Raw genomic sequence first — 15,790 nt, forward strand, 5'->3', positions numbered from 1 at the left:
CAAACACAATAGGAAGAGTAATTACAGTGAGTAAGTTACAGCCACAATTACGCTATGCAGTCGTTGGCCTTGGTGCCAGCGGGCTTAGCTCTGTGCGCTTTTTACTTAAACACGATGTATTGCCTTTAGTTTGTGATACTCGCCAAACGCCGCCTGGCCTAGCTGAGTTACCAGAAAATTTGCAAGTGGTGTGCGGTGAGCTGCCACTTAGCCAGTTGCTCGAATGCGATGTGGTGATAGTTAGCCCAGGTATTGCCTTGGCAACTCCAGAGCTACAAAACTTGGCACAAGCCGGCGTAAAGTTAATCGGTGACGTAGAGTTGTTTTGTCACTATGCCGAGGCTCCGGTTGTTGCAATAACTGGCTCCAATGGCAAAAGCACGGTGACAAGTTTGCTAGGTGAAATGGCTAAGCAGGCCGGCCTTGAGGTTGCGGTGGGCGGTAACATTGGCGTGCCTGCTTTAGATTTGCTTTCTCCGCAAGTCGAATTATATGTGCTTGAGCTGTCTAGCTTCCAGTTGGAGACCACTACCAGCTTGCAGGCTAAAGCGGCCACTTTGCTGAATGTTAGCGAAGACCACATGGACCGCTACCAAGGCATGAGCGATTACATTGCCGCTAAACAAAGGGTTTACCAACATGCTGAATATGCGGTTATCAATTTAGATGACCAGCACTCGCAACCCCAAGTTCAGCCTAAGAAGGCCTTAAGTTTCTCGCTTCACCTAGATGCGGATTACCGTTTAAGTGAAGATCAGCAACATCTAATGTGTGGACAACAAGCGCTACTTGCTACCGAAGAACTCGCTCTTGTTGGGACCCATAACTTTTCAAATATTCTTGCCGCATTAGCCCTAGCGGATGCCGCCGGACTTAATCTTGAAGCTTGTTTACAAGCAGCAAAAAACTATCAAGGCTTGGCGCATCGTTGCCAGCTGGTGGCGCGTAAACAGGGCATTGCTTGGATCAATGATTCAAAGGCTACCAATGTTGGCGCAACCTTAGCTGCCTTAAACGGTTTAGCTGGTGGCCAAGGTGAACTGTGGTTGATTGCTGGTGGTGATGCCAAAGGCGGCGATCTAAGCGAGTTACAAGCGGCTTTAGGCCAAGTTGCTGGTGTAGTTGCGTTTGGTAAAGACAAGCAGCGATTTAAAGCATTAGATAATCGGATTGAGCTCAAAGATGATTTAGCAGAGAGCTTTCGCTGGTGTCAGCAACAAGCAAAAGAGGGAGATATAGTATTGCTTTCTCCAGCCTGCGCTAGCTTAGATATGTACCGGAATTTTGAAGTGCGTGGTCAGCATTTCTGTGACCTAGTGGAGGCGCTATGAAAGTAATGTCTAAACCACTTTGGGTCGAGAATACGCTGTCGTGGTTAAATCCAGTCGCTAAAGAAAGCCAAGAGCCCTTGCTGTTTGACCGTCATTTGTTGTGGCTGGCATTGTCACTAATGGTGATGGGCTTGGTCATGGTGGCTTCCTCTTCAATACCTGAAGGTATTGCAATTAGTGACGATCCTTTCCGTTTTGCTAAGCGACATGGCATTTACTTATTGTTGTGCTTAGGTGTGATGGCTTTTGTGGTGCAAATTCCGTTGTATTGGTGGCAATCTCATAACGCTAAACTATTGTTGTTGTCGGGTGTTGCCCTGGTGCTGGTATTACTTATTGGGCGCAATATTAATGGTAGTAGCCGCTGGATAGGCTTAGGGCCTATAAACATGCAACCTGCCGAGTTTGCCAAACTAGCGCTGTTTACCTATTTAGCGGGCTATTTAGTGCGCCGCCATGAGCAAGTTCGTGAAAACTTAAAAGGCTTTTTGAAGCCACTAATTGTGTTCTTCTTCCTAGCGGTACTGTTATTGGCTCAGCCAGATTTAGGCAGTGTAGTGGTGATGTTTGTTACTACTGTAGGCATGTTGTTTTTGGCAGGCGCCAAGTTGATTCAATTCTTTGGCTTAATCTTTACCGGTGTGGTTGCTGTGGTGACCTTAGTTATTGCAGAACCATATCGGATGCGCCGAGTCTCGTCCTTCCTCGACCCTTGGCAAGACCCTTTTGGTAGTGGCTATCAGCTTACTCAATCGTTAATGGCATTTGGTCGTGGTGATTGGCTAGGTGAGGGCTTAGGTAACTCGATTCAAAAACTCGAATACCTGCCAGAAGCGCATACTGATTTTGTAGTGGCGGTGCTAGCTGAAGAGCTGGGCTTTATTGGCGTATGCGCAGTATTACTGTTGCTTATTTTGCTGGTTAGCCGCGCCATGAAAATAGGCAAGCAGGCGCTGTTGGCAGAACAAGCTTTTGCTGGTTATTTAGCTTGCGGCATTGGCATTTGGTTTAGTTTTCAAACCATGGTGAATGTGGGGGCGGCTTCAGGTTTAGTGCCCACAAAAGGCTTAACCTTGCCGCTGATTTCTTATGGCGGCTCCAGTTTACTGGCGATGTCGATAGCAGTAGCGATTTTGTTGCGAATTGATCATGAACTTCGTTTGGCCAATTGTCAGGCCTATAAGAGAGATGCTCATGGTTAATGCGAAACAAAAAAAATTGTTAGTGATGGCGGGTGGCACTGGTGGTCATGTATTCCCTGGTTTGGCAGTGGCTGACAAACTGGCCGCAGAAGGTTGGGATGTATCGTGGCTAGGCACTGCTGAGCGTATGGAAGCCCAATTGGTACCTAAACATGGTTATCCCATCGATTTCATCAGCATTAAAGGCGTTCGCGGAAACGGCTTACTGCGCAAGCTAGCTGCACCGTTTAAATTGCTTAACGCAGTACGCCAAGCTCGAGTAGTCATTAAGCGTTACCAGCCGGACGTTGTATTAGGTATGGGCGGATTTGCTAGTGGCCCAGGTGGTATTGCTGCATGGTTGCTTGGTAAACCTCTGGTGTTGCATGAGCAAAATGCAGCAGCAGGCCTTACCAACAAAATGTTAAGTAAAATTGCCAGTAAAGTGCTAATGGCTTTCCCTGGAGCTTTAGATAAAGCCGAGGTGGTGGGTAATCCGGTTCGTGAGTCGGTATTAGCATTAGATGAAAAGACTGAAAGCGATTCAGCCAGCTTTAACTTGTTGGTCATCGGCGGAAGTTTGGGTGCTCAAGTGTTCAATGAGCAGTTGGCCGAAGGCATTAAACAAAGCCAACTGGATTTAAACATATGGCACCAAGCCGGTAAAAATAAACACAGCAGTGCAGTGGATGCGTATCGATTGCATGAACTTGATAAAAATTTGAGCGAAGCACCTAAAATTGTCGAATTTATTGATGACATGGCAGCAGCGTATCAATGGTCAGATGTGATACTCTGTCGCGCTGGCGCGCTAACGGTGTCAGAGGTGGCTGCAGCGGGTATTCCGGCTATTTTTGTGCCACTACCTTACGCCGTTGATGATCATCAAACCAAAAATGCACAATTTTTGGTAAAAGCGGGTGCCGCGCGTTTGTTAAAACAAACAGAATTTACGCCGCAAAATATTGCTGTAGTACTAAATGAATTTGCTGATCCTGTATTGCGTTTGTCTTGTGCTCGCAATGCACGAAAGCAGGCAACCACCGATGCTACCGAAAAAGTAGCAGCGGTATGCCAAGCGTTAATTAAAGAGTAGTTAGATGAGTAAAGTTGAGTTAGCCAAATTACGAACCATGATTCCTGAAATGCGCAAAGTGAAGCGAATTCACTTTGTGGGAATTGGTGGTGCCGGCATGGGCGGCATCGCGGAAGTATTGGCTAATGAGGGTTACCAAATCTCGGGTTCAGACCAAGCTGCAAATGCTATGACAGAACGCTTGCAAGGCGTTGGTGCCGAGGTGTTTTTTGAGCACAGTGAAAGCAACATTGTTGGTGCCAATGTGGTGGTGGTATCTACCGCTATTAAAGACGATAACCCAGAAGTGCAAGCTGCTAGAGCTGCGCGTATTCCAGTGGTGCGCCGCGCAGAAATGCTGGCTGAACTGATGCGTTACCGCCATGGCGTTGCCGTAGCGGGTACTCACGGTAAAACCACTACAACCAGCTTAATTGCTAGTATCTACGGCCAAGCTGAGTTGGACCCGACTTTTGTGATTGGCGGCCTATTGAATAGCGCCGGCACCAATGCTCGCTTAGGTAACAGCCGTTACCTCATTGCAGAAGCTGACGAAAGTGATGCGTCCTTTTTGCATTTGCAGCCAATGGTTGCAGTAGTGACCAATGTGGAACCCGACCACATGGAAACTTACGGTGGCGACGAAGCTCAACTTCACGCGACCTTCATCGATTTCTTACATAACTTGCCATTTTACGGAGTGGCGGTGATGTGTATTGACGACCCAGGTGTGCAGGCTTTACTGCCACAAATTGGTCGTCAAATTATTACCTATGGCTTCTCTGAAGAAGCCGACGTGCGGATTACTCAATTCTCCCAACAAGGCGATCGCTGCTCCTTCACTGTTGACCGCAAGGGCTGTGAGTTGCTGGATATTTCACTCAATATGCCGGGTGAGCACAATGCCTTAAATGCCGCTGCTGCAATTGCGGTAGCCAGTGAAGATGGCATTGAAGATGCCGCGATTGTTGAAGCGCTAACTGCCTTTGCCGGAATTGGTCGACGCTTCCAGCAATATGGCGAGTTTGAGACGGGAAATGGTTCAGCACTGTTGGTTGATGACTACGGACATCACCCAACCGAAGTGCTGGCAACGGTTAAAGCGGCTCGAGCTGCGTGGCCAGAGCGCCGTCTGGTTATGGCGTTCCAACCACATCGCTATTCTCGTACGCGTGATTTATATGAAGACTTTGTTGAGGTATTAGCTCAGGTAGACAGTTTATTACTGCTTGAGGTGTATTCAGCCGGTGAAGAAGTAATAGCAGGTGCAGATAGTCGCGCATTGTGTCGAAGCCTACGCCAACGTGGTTTAGAGCCAATTTACGTTAAACAGCCCAGTGAGCTTAACGGTTTACTGGCGGAAGTTATTGAAGATGGCGATGTGGTGTTAACTCAAGGCGCGGGCAATATTGGTGTATTGGCTCGTCAGCTAGGTGAGTTGCAGTTAAACGTTAGCAAGCTTAAAGGTAGTGAAGGTTAATGGCGAGTTTACGAATGAATCGAGTAGCAGTGCTGTATGGCGGCGATTCAGCTGAGCGTGAAGTGTCTTTAAAGTCTGGTAGCGCAGTGCTATCGGGTTTGCTGCGTGCTGGCATTAATGCAGAAGGTGTAGATACCAAAGGTTTCGACTTAAACCTGCTTAAGCAGAAAAAATATAGCCATGTATTCATTGCCTTGCATGGTCGAGGTGGCGAAGACGGCACCTTACAAGGTGCGCTTGAATACTTAGGTTTGCCTTACACCGGCAGCCGAGTGCTGGGTTCGGCTTTGGCCATGGACAAAATTCGTTGTAAACAAATTTGGCAGAATATTGGTTTACCTACGGCGGCTTACGCGATTGTAGAGCAAGATAGCTACATGCCGGAGGATGCGGTTGAAATTTTGGCCAAGCTGTCGGGTGAGGTGATTGTTAAGCCTGCGTTAGAGGGCTCTAGCATTGGCATGGCAAAAGCGGATAGCGCTGAGCAATTACAAGAAGCCATTGAAAATGCCTTTGAGTACGACACAAGAGTATTGATTGAACAATGGATTACTGGTGCTGAATATACGGTATCGATTGTAGGTGGCACGGTAATGCCTTCGATAAGAATGCAAACGCCACATAGCTTTTACGATTACAGCGCGAAGTATCAAAGTAGTTCAACCGAGTATTTCTGTCCAAGTGGCTTAAGCGATGAGCAAGAAGCCCAGTTAGCCGAAATAGCCTTAAAAGCATTTAAGTCGGTGGATTGTGAAGGTTGGGGCCGAGTTGATTTTATGGCTGACCAACAAGGTAATTGGTATTTATTGGAAGTGAATACTTCGCCGGGCATGACAGAGAAAAGCTTAGTGCCAATGGCTGCTAAGCAATATGGTTTGAGCTTTGACCAGCTGGTTGTCAGCATTTTGGATTTGGCGCACTAGTCATGACGCTAAGTGACCAGCAAAAGCAGCGAGCAAGCTATTGGGCTGGAGTAGGATTTTTTTGTGTAGTGCTGCTGAGTTTAGCTTATGCCGTGCACTCGGTTTATAGCTCATTCAGCGATAAACAGCTTAGCCCAATGACTAGGTTATTGGTGTCGGGTAAACGTGATTACGTACTCGACCAAGAGTTGCAGCAAAGCTTAGCGGCTTTGCCAGAAGCGGGTAACTTTTTTAGCCTTGACGTTTCAGAGGTTAAGTTGGCCTTGGAGCAGTTGCCTTGGGTTAAGCAGGTAACCGTTCGCAAGCAATGGCCGGATAAGTTATCGATTGCTTTGCAAGAACAAGAAGTAGTAGCGCGTTGGAATAACGCAGCTTTGCTTAATCGGCAAGGGCAAATATTTGAAGCGCCACAGCAGCGAGTGACTAAAGCTTTGGCTTCGCTCAGTGGGCCCGATGAGCAGGCTGAATCGGTGTTAAGAACTTTTCGCCAGCTTCAGCAGGTGTTGCAAGCTCGCCAGTTAAGCATCGTTAGCTTGGCATTAAATGAGCGCCATGCTTGGAAAGTAGAGTTAGCCAGCGGAATGGTGTTGAAGCTAGGCAAAGAAGATAAGCTCAATCGCATTGAGCGTTTTGTATCGGTATACCCGAGATTAAAACCTAATGCGGTAGATTATATAGATTTACGCTATGACACTGGTTTTGCAGTGGGATGGAAGAAACAGGAAGGTTTGGCAATAGATGACCAAAGTAACGGATAGAAAACTGATAGTTGGCCTCGATATTGGTAGCGCCAAAATCACCGCTTTAATCGGCGAGATTTTGCCTAGCAACGAGATGAGCATTATCGGTGTAGGAAGTCATCCGGCTAAAGGTATGGATAAAGGTGGCGTAAACGACCTTGATTCTGTAGTGAAAACGGTTCAGCGCGCCTTGCAAGAAGCGGAGCTAATGGCCGACTGCAAAATTAGTTCTGTTTATTTAGGTGTTTCTGGCCGCCATATCCGTTGCTTGAACGAAAAGGGCATGGTGCCAATCAGCGACGAAGAAGTGACACAGGATGACGTGGACAACGCCATCCATACGGCAAAGTCGGTAAAGCTGCCTGATGAACACCGTATTTTGCATGTATTGCCGCAAGAGTTTGCTATTGATTTCCAAGAAGGTATTAAAAACCCAATTGGCTTGTCGGGTGTGCGGATGGAAGCCAAAGTGCATTTAATCGCTTGCCATAACGACATGGTTAAAAACATTGTTAAGTGTGTAGAGCGCTGCGACTTAAAAGTAGACCAGTTAATCTTCTCGGCTTTGGCTTCAAGTTATGCCGTGTTAACTGATGACGAGAAAGAACTCGGTGTGTGTGTAGTAGATATTGGTTCAGGGACCATGGACATTGCGGTATACACCAGTGGTGCACTGCGCCACACCTCGGTAGTACCATTTGCAGGTAATTCGGTTACACGAGATATTGCCACGGTATTTGGTACTCCGCTAAATGACGCAGAAGCGGTTAAGGTACGTTATGGCTGTGCGCTAGGCAGCATGGTAAGCCGCGACGATACCATTGAAGTACCAAGTGTTGGCGGAAGACCTTCACGCAGTTTGCAGCGACAAACACTCGCGGAGGTTATTGAGCCTCGTTATAGCGAATTGTTTGGCATGATCAAAACCAAACTCGATGAGCTAACTGAAGACTTGCAAGCTCAGGGAACTAAGTTGCAGCTAGGTGCTGGTGTAGTACTTACTGGCGGCGCGGCCCAGATAGAAGGCGTGGTTGAATGCGCCGAAAAGATTTTACAATGTCAGGTTAGGGTTGGCTCGGCCAACAATGTGGCTGGCCTGACAGAATACGTACAAGCACCAACTTACTCAACAGCAGTAGGTTTGTTGCATTACGGAATGGAAAACCAAAGTGAAAAACCAATTGAAGTGAAAAACATTAGTAGTGTTCGCAATATCGCAAAGCGATTACACAGTTGGTTTAAGGGTGAATTTTAGTTTTTGCTAAGTAGCGAAAATCAAGCGGAGAGAGAACTATGTTTGAGATTATGGACAGTCATACCGATGAAGCGGTAATTAAAGTTGTAGGTGTGGGCGGTGGCGGCGGTAACGCTGTTGAGCACATGGTTGCACAATCAATTGAGGGTGTAGAGTTTATCACCATTAATACCGATGCCCAGGCATTGCGTAATTCTGGGGCAGACAATACCTTGCAAATTGGTGGCGCTATCACCAAGGGTTTAGGTGCTGGTGCTAACCCTGAAGTTGGGCGTGAAGCAGCAATGGAAGATCGCGATGCGATTATGAGCCAGCTGCAAGGTGCCGATATGGTATTTATTGCCGCTGGCATGGGCGGTGGCACGGGTACTGGTGCTGCACCAGTGGTTGCAGAAGTAGCAAAAGAATTGGGTGTTCTTACTGTTGCTGTTGTAACTAAACCGTTTGGTTTTGAGGGTAAAAAGCGTACTAGCTATGCTCAGCAAGGTATTGAGCAGCTGAGTAAAAACGTTGATTCTTTGATTACAATTCCAAATGACAAGTTGTTAAAGGTATTGGGTCGAGGTGTCTCTTTACTTGATGCATTTAAAGCGGCAAATAACGTGCTGCTTGGTGCTGTACAAGGTATTGCAGAGCTAATCACGCGCCCAGGTTTAATCAACGTGGATTTCGCCGATGTTCGCACGGTAATGCGTGAAATGGGTACAGCAATGATGGGTACCGGGATCGCGTCAGGTGAAGATCGCGCTGAAGAAGCAGCAGAGCTTGCTATCTCTAGCCCATTACTGGAAGACGTTGATTTAGCTGGTGCCCGCGGTATCTTAGTTAATATCACTGCTGGTTTTGATATGAGCATCGAAGAATTTGAAACCGTAGGTAATGCGGTTAAAGGTTTTGCTTCAGAGAATGCAACGGTAGTGGTTGGTGCGGTAATCGACCCAGAAATGAGTGATGAATTGCGTGTAACGGTAGTTGCTACCGGTATTGGCGCAGAGCGTCGCCCAGATATTTCTATCGTTAAACCTCAGCAACAAGCAGTAAATGCTGAGCCAGTTGCTCGCACTGCGCCTATGGATTCAGCGCCAATGGTTGAAGAGCCTGCAGCCGTTGTGAATGCAGAGCCGCGCAATACCGCGGGTGATGGCGACTATTTAGACATCCCAGCATTTTTGCGTCGCCAAGCAGATTAATCTGTTAGGAAATGGTGAAGTTTTAGACAAAAGTTTGTGATGTGTCTCAAACTTATGTTAAGATGTCCGACCATATCTAGTTTATTGGTCGTAAAGCAGAGGAATTTTTATGCTTAAACAACGGACTCTTGAAAAGTCAGTACAAGCGACAGGGATCGGTTTGCATTCCGGGCACAAGGTCACCATGGTCTTACGTCCTGCACCTGCAAATACAGGTATCCTGTTTAACCGTACCGATCTCGATCCGGTTGTAACGATCCCTGCAAAAGCAGAGTTAGTGCGTGACACAATGTTATGTACTTGTCTTATCGACGATGCGGGTAACCGTATTTCAACGGTAGAGCACTTAATGGCTGCGGTTGCTGCGTTAGGCTTGGATAACTTGATTATTGACGTTGATGCTCCTGAGCTTCCGGTTATGGATGGTAGCTCAAGCCCGTTTGTATTCTTATTGCAATCGGCGGGTATTGAAGAGCAAGCTGCGGCGAAGAAATTCATTCGCATTAAACAGCCAATTCGTGTTGAACACGAAGATAAATGGGCTGAGTTATTGCCGGGGAACGACGGGTTTACCATCGACTTCTCAATTGATTTTGACCACCCAGCAATGGAAGGTCGTAATCAATCTATCTCAATGAATTTTTCAGCTGATAGCTTTGTAAAAGACATTAGTCGTGCCAGAACGTTTGGCTTTATGCGAGACATCGAGTATTTGCAATCGAAGAACTTAGCCCTAGGTGGCAGTTTAGAAAATGCAGTAGTGCTAGATGAATATCGTATTCTTAACGAAGATGGTCTTCGTTATGACGACGAGTTTGTTAAGCATAAGCTGTTAGATGCAGTGGGCGATTTGTACATGGCGGGACTACCCATCCTAGGTCATTTACGTGCTCACAAATCAGGTCATGCGCTAAATAATAACTTAGTGCGTGCAATGCTTGAGCAACAACATGCTTGGGAAATTGTCACTTTCGAAGACAAAGCCGAAGCTCCAGCTGCATACCAACAACCGGTATTCAGTTTCTAAATAAAAATATTGTCGGCGCTGACTACCTCTCTCCGCTCAGCGCCGCTAATTTTTCTAGCTTTTCCCTCAGTTCATCCGGTACGTGTTTCGCTAATTCTGTGATATGTTTGGCTGCTTGAGTGCTTAGCTGGCGTTTTCCAGTGCTTTTTTCCTCAGCTTCTGGTTTAATGTTTTTCAATTCGGGATTTATTTTAAGTTCCAAACTGACAACCCCTGGTATGGCTTTACGAAGCTCACTTAACAGATCGAAACGAAACTGTTTTAAGCGAGTTAACCAAGCTGAACTAGGCGCCTCGATAATAGCGACTCCTTGACGCATATTAACGATACGGCATTGCTGTAGTTTGTAGCGTGCCAAAATTTCACCACCCAGTTGTTGTAACTGAACGCGTTGCTGCAGTGGTTGTTCGATTTTTGCGAACTGTTTCTGATGAAATAAGCGCTCTATCGAAATGGGTTGGTGCTGTCGTTTGGACATAAGTTTAATAGTTAGGTATGAAATTAACTTTAGTATACGCCCATAAAGGCGAGACAAGAACTGTTCGTTTAAATCCGCTACGTTTAGCGTGGTTTGCGTTTTTGTTGGTGTCACTTGTTTGCAGTATCGCCTTGTGGGGGGTACAGCAGTATCAAAACTTGGCCAAGCAGCAAACTCAGCTGTTATCGCAGTTGGATAGCTTGAAGGCTGAGCCTAAGCTAGAACAATTCGAACAGCAGTTACGTCACCGTTATAGTCAGTTGGCGGTTAAAGTAGGCCAAATGCAGGTTGAGATGACTCGCCTTAATGCATTAGGCGCGCGCTTGATTGAAGATACCGAGTTCGCTGCTGAATTTGATTTCGAATCAATACCGCCAATGGGCGGCCCGATGTTAGACATCGACGATACCAGCCATCAACCTGACAACCTGTTTTTAGACTTAACTTTGCTCGAACAGCAAGTAGAGGCTAAGAAAAAATCACTTAACCTGCTTGAATCTTGGCAACAAAGCCACCATCTAGTAAATAGTAGTTATATATCAGGTTGGCCAGCAAAAGGGCCGGGCATTTGGATTTCTTCGCCATTTGGTACCCGCATCGACCCTTTTACCAAGCGTAAAGCGCGCCATAAAGGCGTTGATATTGCCGGAAAAGAAGGAACCAAGATTCGTTCTGTAGGAGCCGGTGTAGTAGTTTGGGCAGGAAGTCGCTTTGGTTACGGTAACTTAGTTGAAATTGAGCATGGTAACGGGATGGTAACACGTTACGCGCATGCTAAAGCTGTATTAGTAAAAGAGGGTGATGTAGTAAGTAAAGGGGATGAGATTGCCTTAATGGGCAGCACCGGCCGTTCTACCGGATCTCACGTACATTTTGAAGTGCTTAAAAATGGTCGTCCACTCAACCCCAGTAAGTTTATTTACCGCAAAGCCAGTGCCTAGAAAATTGGATTTCGTCTTAGCAAAAGTAGTTTTTCATGATTAGTAAATTAGTAACAAAAATCGTTGGTACTCGAAACGACCGTACCATCAAAAAAATGCGCAAAGTAGTGAATACTATTAATGCGCTAGAGCCTGAATACGAAAAGTTGTCTGCTGAAGAGATTAAAGCTAAGGCGGGCGAATTTAGGGAGCGCTTAGAAAAAGGCGAAACGCTTGAAGCGATTCTTCCCGAAGCTTTTGCTGTGGTGCGCGAAGCATCAAAGCGGGTATTTGAAATGCGCCATTTTGATGTGCAAATGTTGGGCGGTATGGTGCTCAACGACAACAAAATTGCTGAAATGCGCACCGGTGAAGGTAAAACCCTCACCGCTACCTTGCCTGCTTATTTAAATGGTGTAACCGGTAAAGGTGTTCACGTTATTACTGTGAATGACTACCTTGCCCAGCGTGATGCCGATTGGAACCGACCATTATTTGAATACTTAGGTTTAAGTGTTGCGGTAAACATATCGGGAATGGACCATGAAGCTAAGAACGCCGCTTATGCAGCTGACATTACTTATGGCACAAACAACGAGTTTGGCTTCGATTACCTACGCGACAACATGGCGTTTGCACCAGAGCAGCGTGTACAGCGCCCGTTAAACTACGCAGTAGTGGATGAAGTGGATTCAATTTTGATTGATGAAGCGCGTACTCCGCTGATTATTTCAGGCCCAGCTGAAGATAGCTCTGAGCTATATAAGCAGATTAACGACATTATTCCGCTGTTGGTTCGCCAAGAGGAAGAAGACACCGAAGAGCTTATTGGCGATGGTCACTTCACTCTTGATGAAAAGAACAAGCAGGTTCACTTAACTGAAAACGGCCAGATTTTCGTTGAAGAAACCATGCAGCAACGTGGCTTGCTAGAAGATGGCGATTCTTTGTATAACGCCGCTAACATTAGCTTGTTGCACCACGTTAATGCTGGTTTGCGCGCTCATACATTGTTTGAGCGTAATGTTGATTACATTGTTAGTGAAACTAACGAGATTGTTATCGTTGATGAGCACACTGGCCGTACTATGCCAGGGCGTCGTTGGTCTGAAGGCTTACACCAAGCTGTTGAAGCTAAAGAAGGCGTGCCAATTCAAAACGAAAACCAAACGCTGGCATCAATTACCTTCCAGAACTACTTCCGTTTATACGACAAGCTTTCGGGCATGACCGGTACCGCGGATACAGAAGCGTTTGAATTCCAATCTATCTATGGTTTAGACACCGTTGTTGTGCCTACTAACAAGCCAATGGTACGTGATGACCAAGGCGACTTAGTTTACTTAACTGCGGAAGAAAAATACCAAGCGATTATCAACGATATTCGCGAGTGTGTGAAAGCTGAGCGCCCAGTGTTAGTGGGTACAGTTTCGATTGAGAACTCAGAGCTGCTTTCTAATATTCTTAACAAAGAAAAAATTAAGCATAACGTGCTTAACGCTAAGTTCCATGAAAAAGAAGCCGACATTGTTGCCGAAGCTGGTGTGGCTGGTGCGGTCACAATTGCAACCAACATGGCCGGTCGTGGTACCGACATAGTATTGGGTGGTAACTTACAAGTTGAAATTAGTGCTCTAGGTGAAAACCCAAGCGAGCAGCAATTAGCTGAAGTTAAGCAAAAATGGCAACAGCGCCACGATGCGGTATTAGCTGCAGGTGGTTTGCATATTATTGGTACCGAGCGTCATGAATCTCGCCGTATCGATAATCAGCTGCGTGGTCGTTCTGGTCGTCAAGGTGATGCAGGCTCAACCCGCTTCTACTTGTCGATGGAAGATAGCTTAATGCGCATCTTCGCTTCTGACAGAGTGACCGGGATGATGAAGAAGCTGGGCATGGAAGAAGGCGAAGCCATCGAGCATCCATGGGTGACGCGCGCTATCGAAAACGCACAGCGTAAAGTTGAAGGGCGTAACTTCGACGTACGTAAGTCATTGCTTGAATTTGATGACGTTGCGAATGACCAACGTAAAGTGGTTTATGAGCAACGAAATGACTTGATGGATAGCGATAGCATTTCAGAAACCATAGAAGTGATTCGTGAAGATGTTTATTCCTCGGTTATTGATGAGTACATTCCACCGCAATCTCTTGAAGAAATGTGGCAAGTAAGCGAGCTAGAGCAGCGCTTGAAGAGTGATTTCGGCCTAAACCTTCCTATTCAACAGTGGTTGGATGAAGATGATAAGTTACACGAAGACAAGCTTCGCGAAAAAATTCTCGAAGCCGCAATAGCTGACTACCAACTGAAAATTGACAAAGTTGGTGCTGATCCGATTAAGCAGTTTGAAAAATCGGTGATGTTGCAGACCTTAGATCAACTTTGGAAAGAGCACTTGGCGGCGATGGATCATCTACGCCAAGGTATTCACTTACGTGGTTACGCTCAGAAGAACCCTAAGCAAGAATACAAGCGAGAGTCTTACGAATTGTTTACCCAAATGCTGGAAGCGCTCAAACTTGATGTAGTAAGTATTTTGAGCCGTGTTCAAGTGCAGGCACCAGAAGAAGTTGAAGCGATGGAAGCAAAGCGTCGTGAAGCAGAACAACGCGCTATGCAACTTCGCCAGCAACAAGCGGCTCAACAATCTGAAGAACAGGCCAGTGAACCGGGCAAAACGGTTATTCGTGAAGGGCAAAAAGTTGGTCGAAACGATCCTTGCCCATGTGGCTCAGGTAAAAAGTACAAGCAATGTCATGGTAAGCTTTCTTAAAGCATAGTTTGGCAACAAAAAAGGAGAGCTAAGGCTCTCCTTTTTTATTAACTCAAGGAGGATTCAGTGAAGGTAGTTAAAGTAGCTGTAGGCGTAATTGTAAAGGGCGATGAGATCTTACTTAGCCTGCGTAACCCACAACAGCATCAAGGCGGTAAATGGGAGTTTCCCGGAGGTAAAGTTGAAGCTGGAGAGCAAACCGTGGACGCTTTGGCGAGAGAGTTACAAGAAGAACTGTTGATTAACATTGATAAAACTAGCTGTAAGCCGCTTATTCGTGTTGAGCACGATTACGGTGACAAGCAGGTATGCTTAGATGTTTATACGCTTACTCGCTTCGAGGGAGAGCCTCAGGGCGCAGAACAACAAGACATTCGTTGGGTTAGCAGAGGTGAATTAGTTAACTTACAATTTCCTGATGCGAATGAGCCTATTTTGTCGCAAATTTTAAAGCCCGACTTTTTAGTTTAGGTTTAAAACTCCCAACTATCGGGTTTATCTTCGTCTTCTTGCAGGTTTTGTCCTGCAATGTACTTTTCTTCGTTGGCCCACTCGCCAAGATCGATAAGTTTGCAACGTTCACTGCAAAAGGGTCTAAATTCACTGGATGGCTGCCAAATTACTTTAGCGTTACAGGTAGGGCATTTTACGGTGGCTTGGTTTTTGGTTTTCATTAAGCAATTTTACAACAATAGAGACGGCAAGGAATGTCTTCAATATCTTGGTTTGAAGCACTGATGAATTTGATGGCGAAGCGGTGTTTGTGTCCACTCACCGTTGGGTAACATTGATATTCGGTATCTACTTCAATTCGCAACAAACCACAATCGGCGGCCACACCTTGATAAAAGCCTTTGTGAGCCATCACTTCAATATCACTGCGTTGTTCTCTAAGAAGCTTAAGCAGGTGGCTAATTGCTTCTGCCACTAATTGTAAAGGGCTTAACCATTGCTGAACTTGTTGGTTAATTTGGGCTTGAGGCTGATTTAGCCATAAATGTAAGTAGGGCAGATCGAAACTGCTGTTGCCACCGGGCAAGCATAAGCGCTGGCGGATGCTTGCTAATAGACGATCATTTTTTAGATGATCCGATACCCGAGCGTGTTTAGAAATAGCAGCAATTAAAGTCTTAACTTGTAATAGTAGTTCTTCTATTTTGCTGGTATCCACATTGGGCATAGAGGCCCAATGGTCGAGTTTTTCTGCTTGCTTAGCCAAATCTTTGAGAAGATCAGCCCGCCACTCACAGCGCTCTAGTACTTCAGATACTTCAAATAGTACACGGAAGAACTGTTGTTGCTGTAATGGGTGTTGCAGAGCTTTAGAAAGCATGAGTTGTTCGAACAGTTGCTCTAAGCGTAAGTAATTTCGTACTTTTTCGTTTAAAGGGTGCTCAAAGATCAATGCGGTCATAG

At 46.0% G+C, this 15,790-nt stretch carries 15 protein-coding genes; 12 read left to right on the forward strand and 3 right to left on the reverse strand.

All coding sequences use genetic code 11. The features are described from left to right. Nucleotides 1–26: 26 nt before the first annotated feature. The 9 genes from murD to lpxC all read left to right on the forward strand — a co-directional run bounded on the left by murD (nt 27) and on the right by lpxC (nt 10,202). Nucleotides 27–1,331 carry a UDP-N-acetylmuramoyl-L-alanine--D-glutamate ligase gene (gene murD, locus G6R11_RS19720; RefSeq protein ID WP_163134747.1) on the forward strand — a complete coding sequence of 435 codons (1,305 nt, stop codon included), beginning with the start codon at nt 27–29 and terminating at the stop codon, nt 1,329–1,331. Then, nucleotides 1,328–2,533 carry a cell division protein FtsW gene (gene ftsW / locus G6R11_RS19725; RefSeq protein ID WP_205472960.1) on the forward strand — a complete coding sequence of 402 codons (1,206 nt, stop codon included), beginning with the start codon at nt 1,328–1,330 and terminating at the stop codon, nt 2,531–2,533. The genes murD and ftsW overlap by 4 nt, the downstream gene beginning before the upstream one ends. Next, nucleotides 2,526–3,608, forward strand: coding sequence for an undecaprenyldiphospho-muramoylpentapeptide beta-N-acetylglucosaminyltransferase (gene murG, locus G6R11_RS19730; RefSeq protein ID WP_163134748.1), 1,083 nt, complete (start codon nt 2,526–2,528; stop codon nt 3,606–3,608). Before ftsW ends, murG begins: the two co-directional genes overlap by 8 nt. Nucleotides 3,609–3,612: 4 nt before the next feature. Continuing rightward, on the forward strand, nt 3,613–5,067 hold the full coding sequence (gene murC / locus G6R11_RS19735) for a UDP-N-acetylmuramate--L-alanine ligase (RefSeq protein WP_163134749.1): 1,455 nt from the start codon (nt 3,613–3,615) through the stop codon (nt 5,065–5,067). Next, on the forward strand, nt 5,067–5,990 hold the full coding sequence (locus G6R11_RS19740; RefSeq protein WP_163134750.1) for a D-alanine--D-alanine ligase: 924 nt from the start codon (nt 5,067–5,069) through the stop codon (nt 5,988–5,990). The genes murC and G6R11_RS19740 overlap by 1 nt, the downstream gene beginning before the upstream one ends. 2 nt (nt 5,991–5,992) lie before the next feature. Further along, nucleotides 5,993–6,748 (forward strand): cell division protein FtsQ/DivIB, encoded by a 756-nt coding sequence (locus tag G6R11_RS19745; protein ID WP_163134751.1) that lies wholly within the window; start codon nt 5,993–5,995, stop codon nt 6,746–6,748. Beyond that, nucleotides 6,729–7,985 (forward strand): cell division protein FtsA, encoded by a 1,257-nt coding sequence (gene ftsA, locus G6R11_RS19750; RefSeq protein ID WP_163134752.1) that lies wholly within the window; start codon nt 6,729–6,731, stop codon nt 7,983–7,985. The genes G6R11_RS19745 and ftsA overlap by 20 nt, the downstream gene beginning before the upstream one ends. A gap of 38 nt (nt 7,986–8,023) precedes the next feature. Further along, nucleotides 8,024–9,175, forward strand: a complete 1,152-nt coding sequence (gene ftsZ / locus G6R11_RS19755; protein WP_163134753.1) for a cell division protein FtsZ — start codon at nt 8,024–8,026, stop codon at nt 9,173–9,175. Between the two features lie 109 nt (nt 9,176–9,284). Further along, on the forward strand, nt 9,285–10,202 hold the full coding sequence (gene lpxC, locus G6R11_RS19760; RefSeq protein ID WP_163134754.1) for a UDP-3-O-acyl-N-acetylglucosamine deacetylase: 918 nt from the start codon (nt 9,285–9,287) through the stop codon (nt 10,200–10,202). Nucleotides 10,203–10,224: 22 nt separating this feature from the next. On the opposite strand, the gene G6R11_RS19765 is transcribed toward lpxC, so the two are convergent. Beyond that, nucleotides 10,225–10,680: a DUF721 domain-containing protein gene (locus tag G6R11_RS19765; RefSeq protein WP_163134755.1), complete on the reverse strand. Its 456-nt coding sequence runs from the start codon at nt 10,678–10,680 to the stop codon at nt 10,225–10,227. A gap of 17 nt (nt 10,681–10,697) precedes the next feature. Here G6R11_RS19765 and G6R11_RS19770 point away from each other — a divergent pair, with 17 nt between their 5' ends. From G6R11_RS19770 to mutT, 3 genes are all read left to right on the forward strand, one after another. Continuing rightward, nucleotides 10,698–11,621, forward strand: coding sequence for a M23 family metallopeptidase (locus G6R11_RS19770; protein WP_163134756.1), 924 nt, complete (start codon nt 10,698–10,700; stop codon nt 11,619–11,621). A gap of 35 nt (nt 11,622–11,656) precedes the next feature. Then, the gene (gene secA / locus G6R11_RS19775; protein ID WP_163134757.1) at nt 11,657–14,374 is read left to right on the forward strand and encodes a preprotein translocase subunit SecA; all 2,718 of its coding nucleotides are present in this window, start codon (nt 11,657–11,659) and stop codon (nt 14,372–14,374) included. Between the two features lie 66 nt (nt 14,375–14,440). Further along, nucleotides 14,441–14,845, forward strand: coding sequence for an 8-oxo-dGTP diphosphatase MutT (gene mutT, locus G6R11_RS19780; RefSeq protein ID WP_163134758.1), 405 nt, complete (start codon nt 14,441–14,443; stop codon nt 14,843–14,845). A 2-nt stretch (nt 14,846–14,847) separates the two neighbouring features. Here the strand turns inward: mutT and yacG are convergent, their stop codons facing one another. Both yacG and zapD read right to left on the reverse strand, forming a co-directional pair. Next, nucleotides 14,848–15,048 carry a DNA gyrase inhibitor YacG gene (yacG, locus tag G6R11_RS19785; RefSeq protein ID WP_163134759.1) on the reverse strand — a complete coding sequence of 67 codons (201 nt, stop codon included), beginning with the start codon at nt 15,046–15,048 and terminating at the stop codon, nt 14,848–14,850. After that, a complete protein-coding gene (gene zapD, locus G6R11_RS19790) occupies nt 15,048–15,788 on the reverse strand; it encodes a cell division protein ZapD (RefSeq protein WP_163134760.1) in 741 nt (246 codons plus the stop codon). The genes yacG and zapD overlap by 1 nt, the downstream gene beginning before the upstream one ends. Between the last annotated feature and the right edge of the window lie 2 nt (nt 15,789–15,790).

The organism is Agarivorans sp. Alg241-V36, assembly GCF_900537085.1.
Taxonomy (GTDB): Bacteria; Pseudomonadota; Gammaproteobacteria; order Enterobacterales; family Celerinatantimonadaceae; genus Agarivorans.

What these genes read in the sequence shown, in the direction of transcription:
- murG (WP_163134748.1), top strand. Translation starts at nt 2,526, where the DNA reads ATGGTTAATGCGAAACAAAAAAAATTGTTAGTGATGGCGGGTGGCACT.
- secA (WP_163134757.1), top strand. Translation starts at nt 11,657, where the DNA reads ATGATTAGTAAATTAGTAACAAAAATCGTTGGTACTCGAAACGACCGT.
- G6R11_RS19765 (WP_163134755.1), bottom strand. Translation starts at nt 10,680, where the DNA reads ATGTCCAAACGACAGCACCAACCCATTTCGATAGAGCGCTTATTTCAT.
- zapD (WP_163134760.1), bottom strand. Translation starts at nt 15,788, where the DNA reads ATGACCGCATTGATCTTTGAGCACCCTTTAAACGAAAAAGTACGAAAT.
- ftsW (WP_205472960.1), top strand. Translation starts at nt 1,328, where the DNA reads ATGAAAGTAATGTCTAAACCACTTTGGGTCGAGAATACGCTGTCGTGG.
- ftsZ (WP_163134753.1), top strand. Translation starts at nt 8,024, where the DNA reads ATGTTTGAGATTATGGACAGTCATACCGATGAAGCGGTAATTAAAGTT.
- ftsA (WP_163134752.1), top strand. Translation starts at nt 6,729, where the DNA reads ATGACCAAAGTAACGGATAGAAAACTGATAGTTGGCCTCGATATTGGT.
- G6R11_RS19770 (WP_163134756.1), top strand. Translation starts at nt 10,698, where the DNA reads ATGAAATTAACTTTAGTATACGCCCATAAAGGCGAGACAAGAACTGTT.
- G6R11_RS19745 (WP_163134751.1), top strand. Translation starts at nt 5,993, where the DNA reads ATGACGCTAAGTGACCAGCAAAAGCAGCGAGCAAGCTATTGGGCTGGA.
- yacG (WP_163134759.1), bottom strand. Translation starts at nt 15,048, where the DNA reads ATGAAAACCAAAAACCAAGCCACCGTAAAATGCCCTACCTGTAACGCT.
- lpxC (WP_163134754.1), top strand. Translation starts at nt 9,285, where the DNA reads ATGCTTAAACAACGGACTCTTGAAAAGTCAGTACAAGCGACAGGGATC.
- murC (WP_163134749.1), top strand. Translation starts at nt 3,613, where the DNA reads ATGAGTAAAGTTGAGTTAGCCAAATTACGAACCATGATTCCTGAAATG.
- G6R11_RS19740 (WP_163134750.1), top strand. Translation starts at nt 5,067, where the DNA reads ATGGCGAGTTTACGAATGAATCGAGTAGCAGTGCTGTATGGCGGCGAT.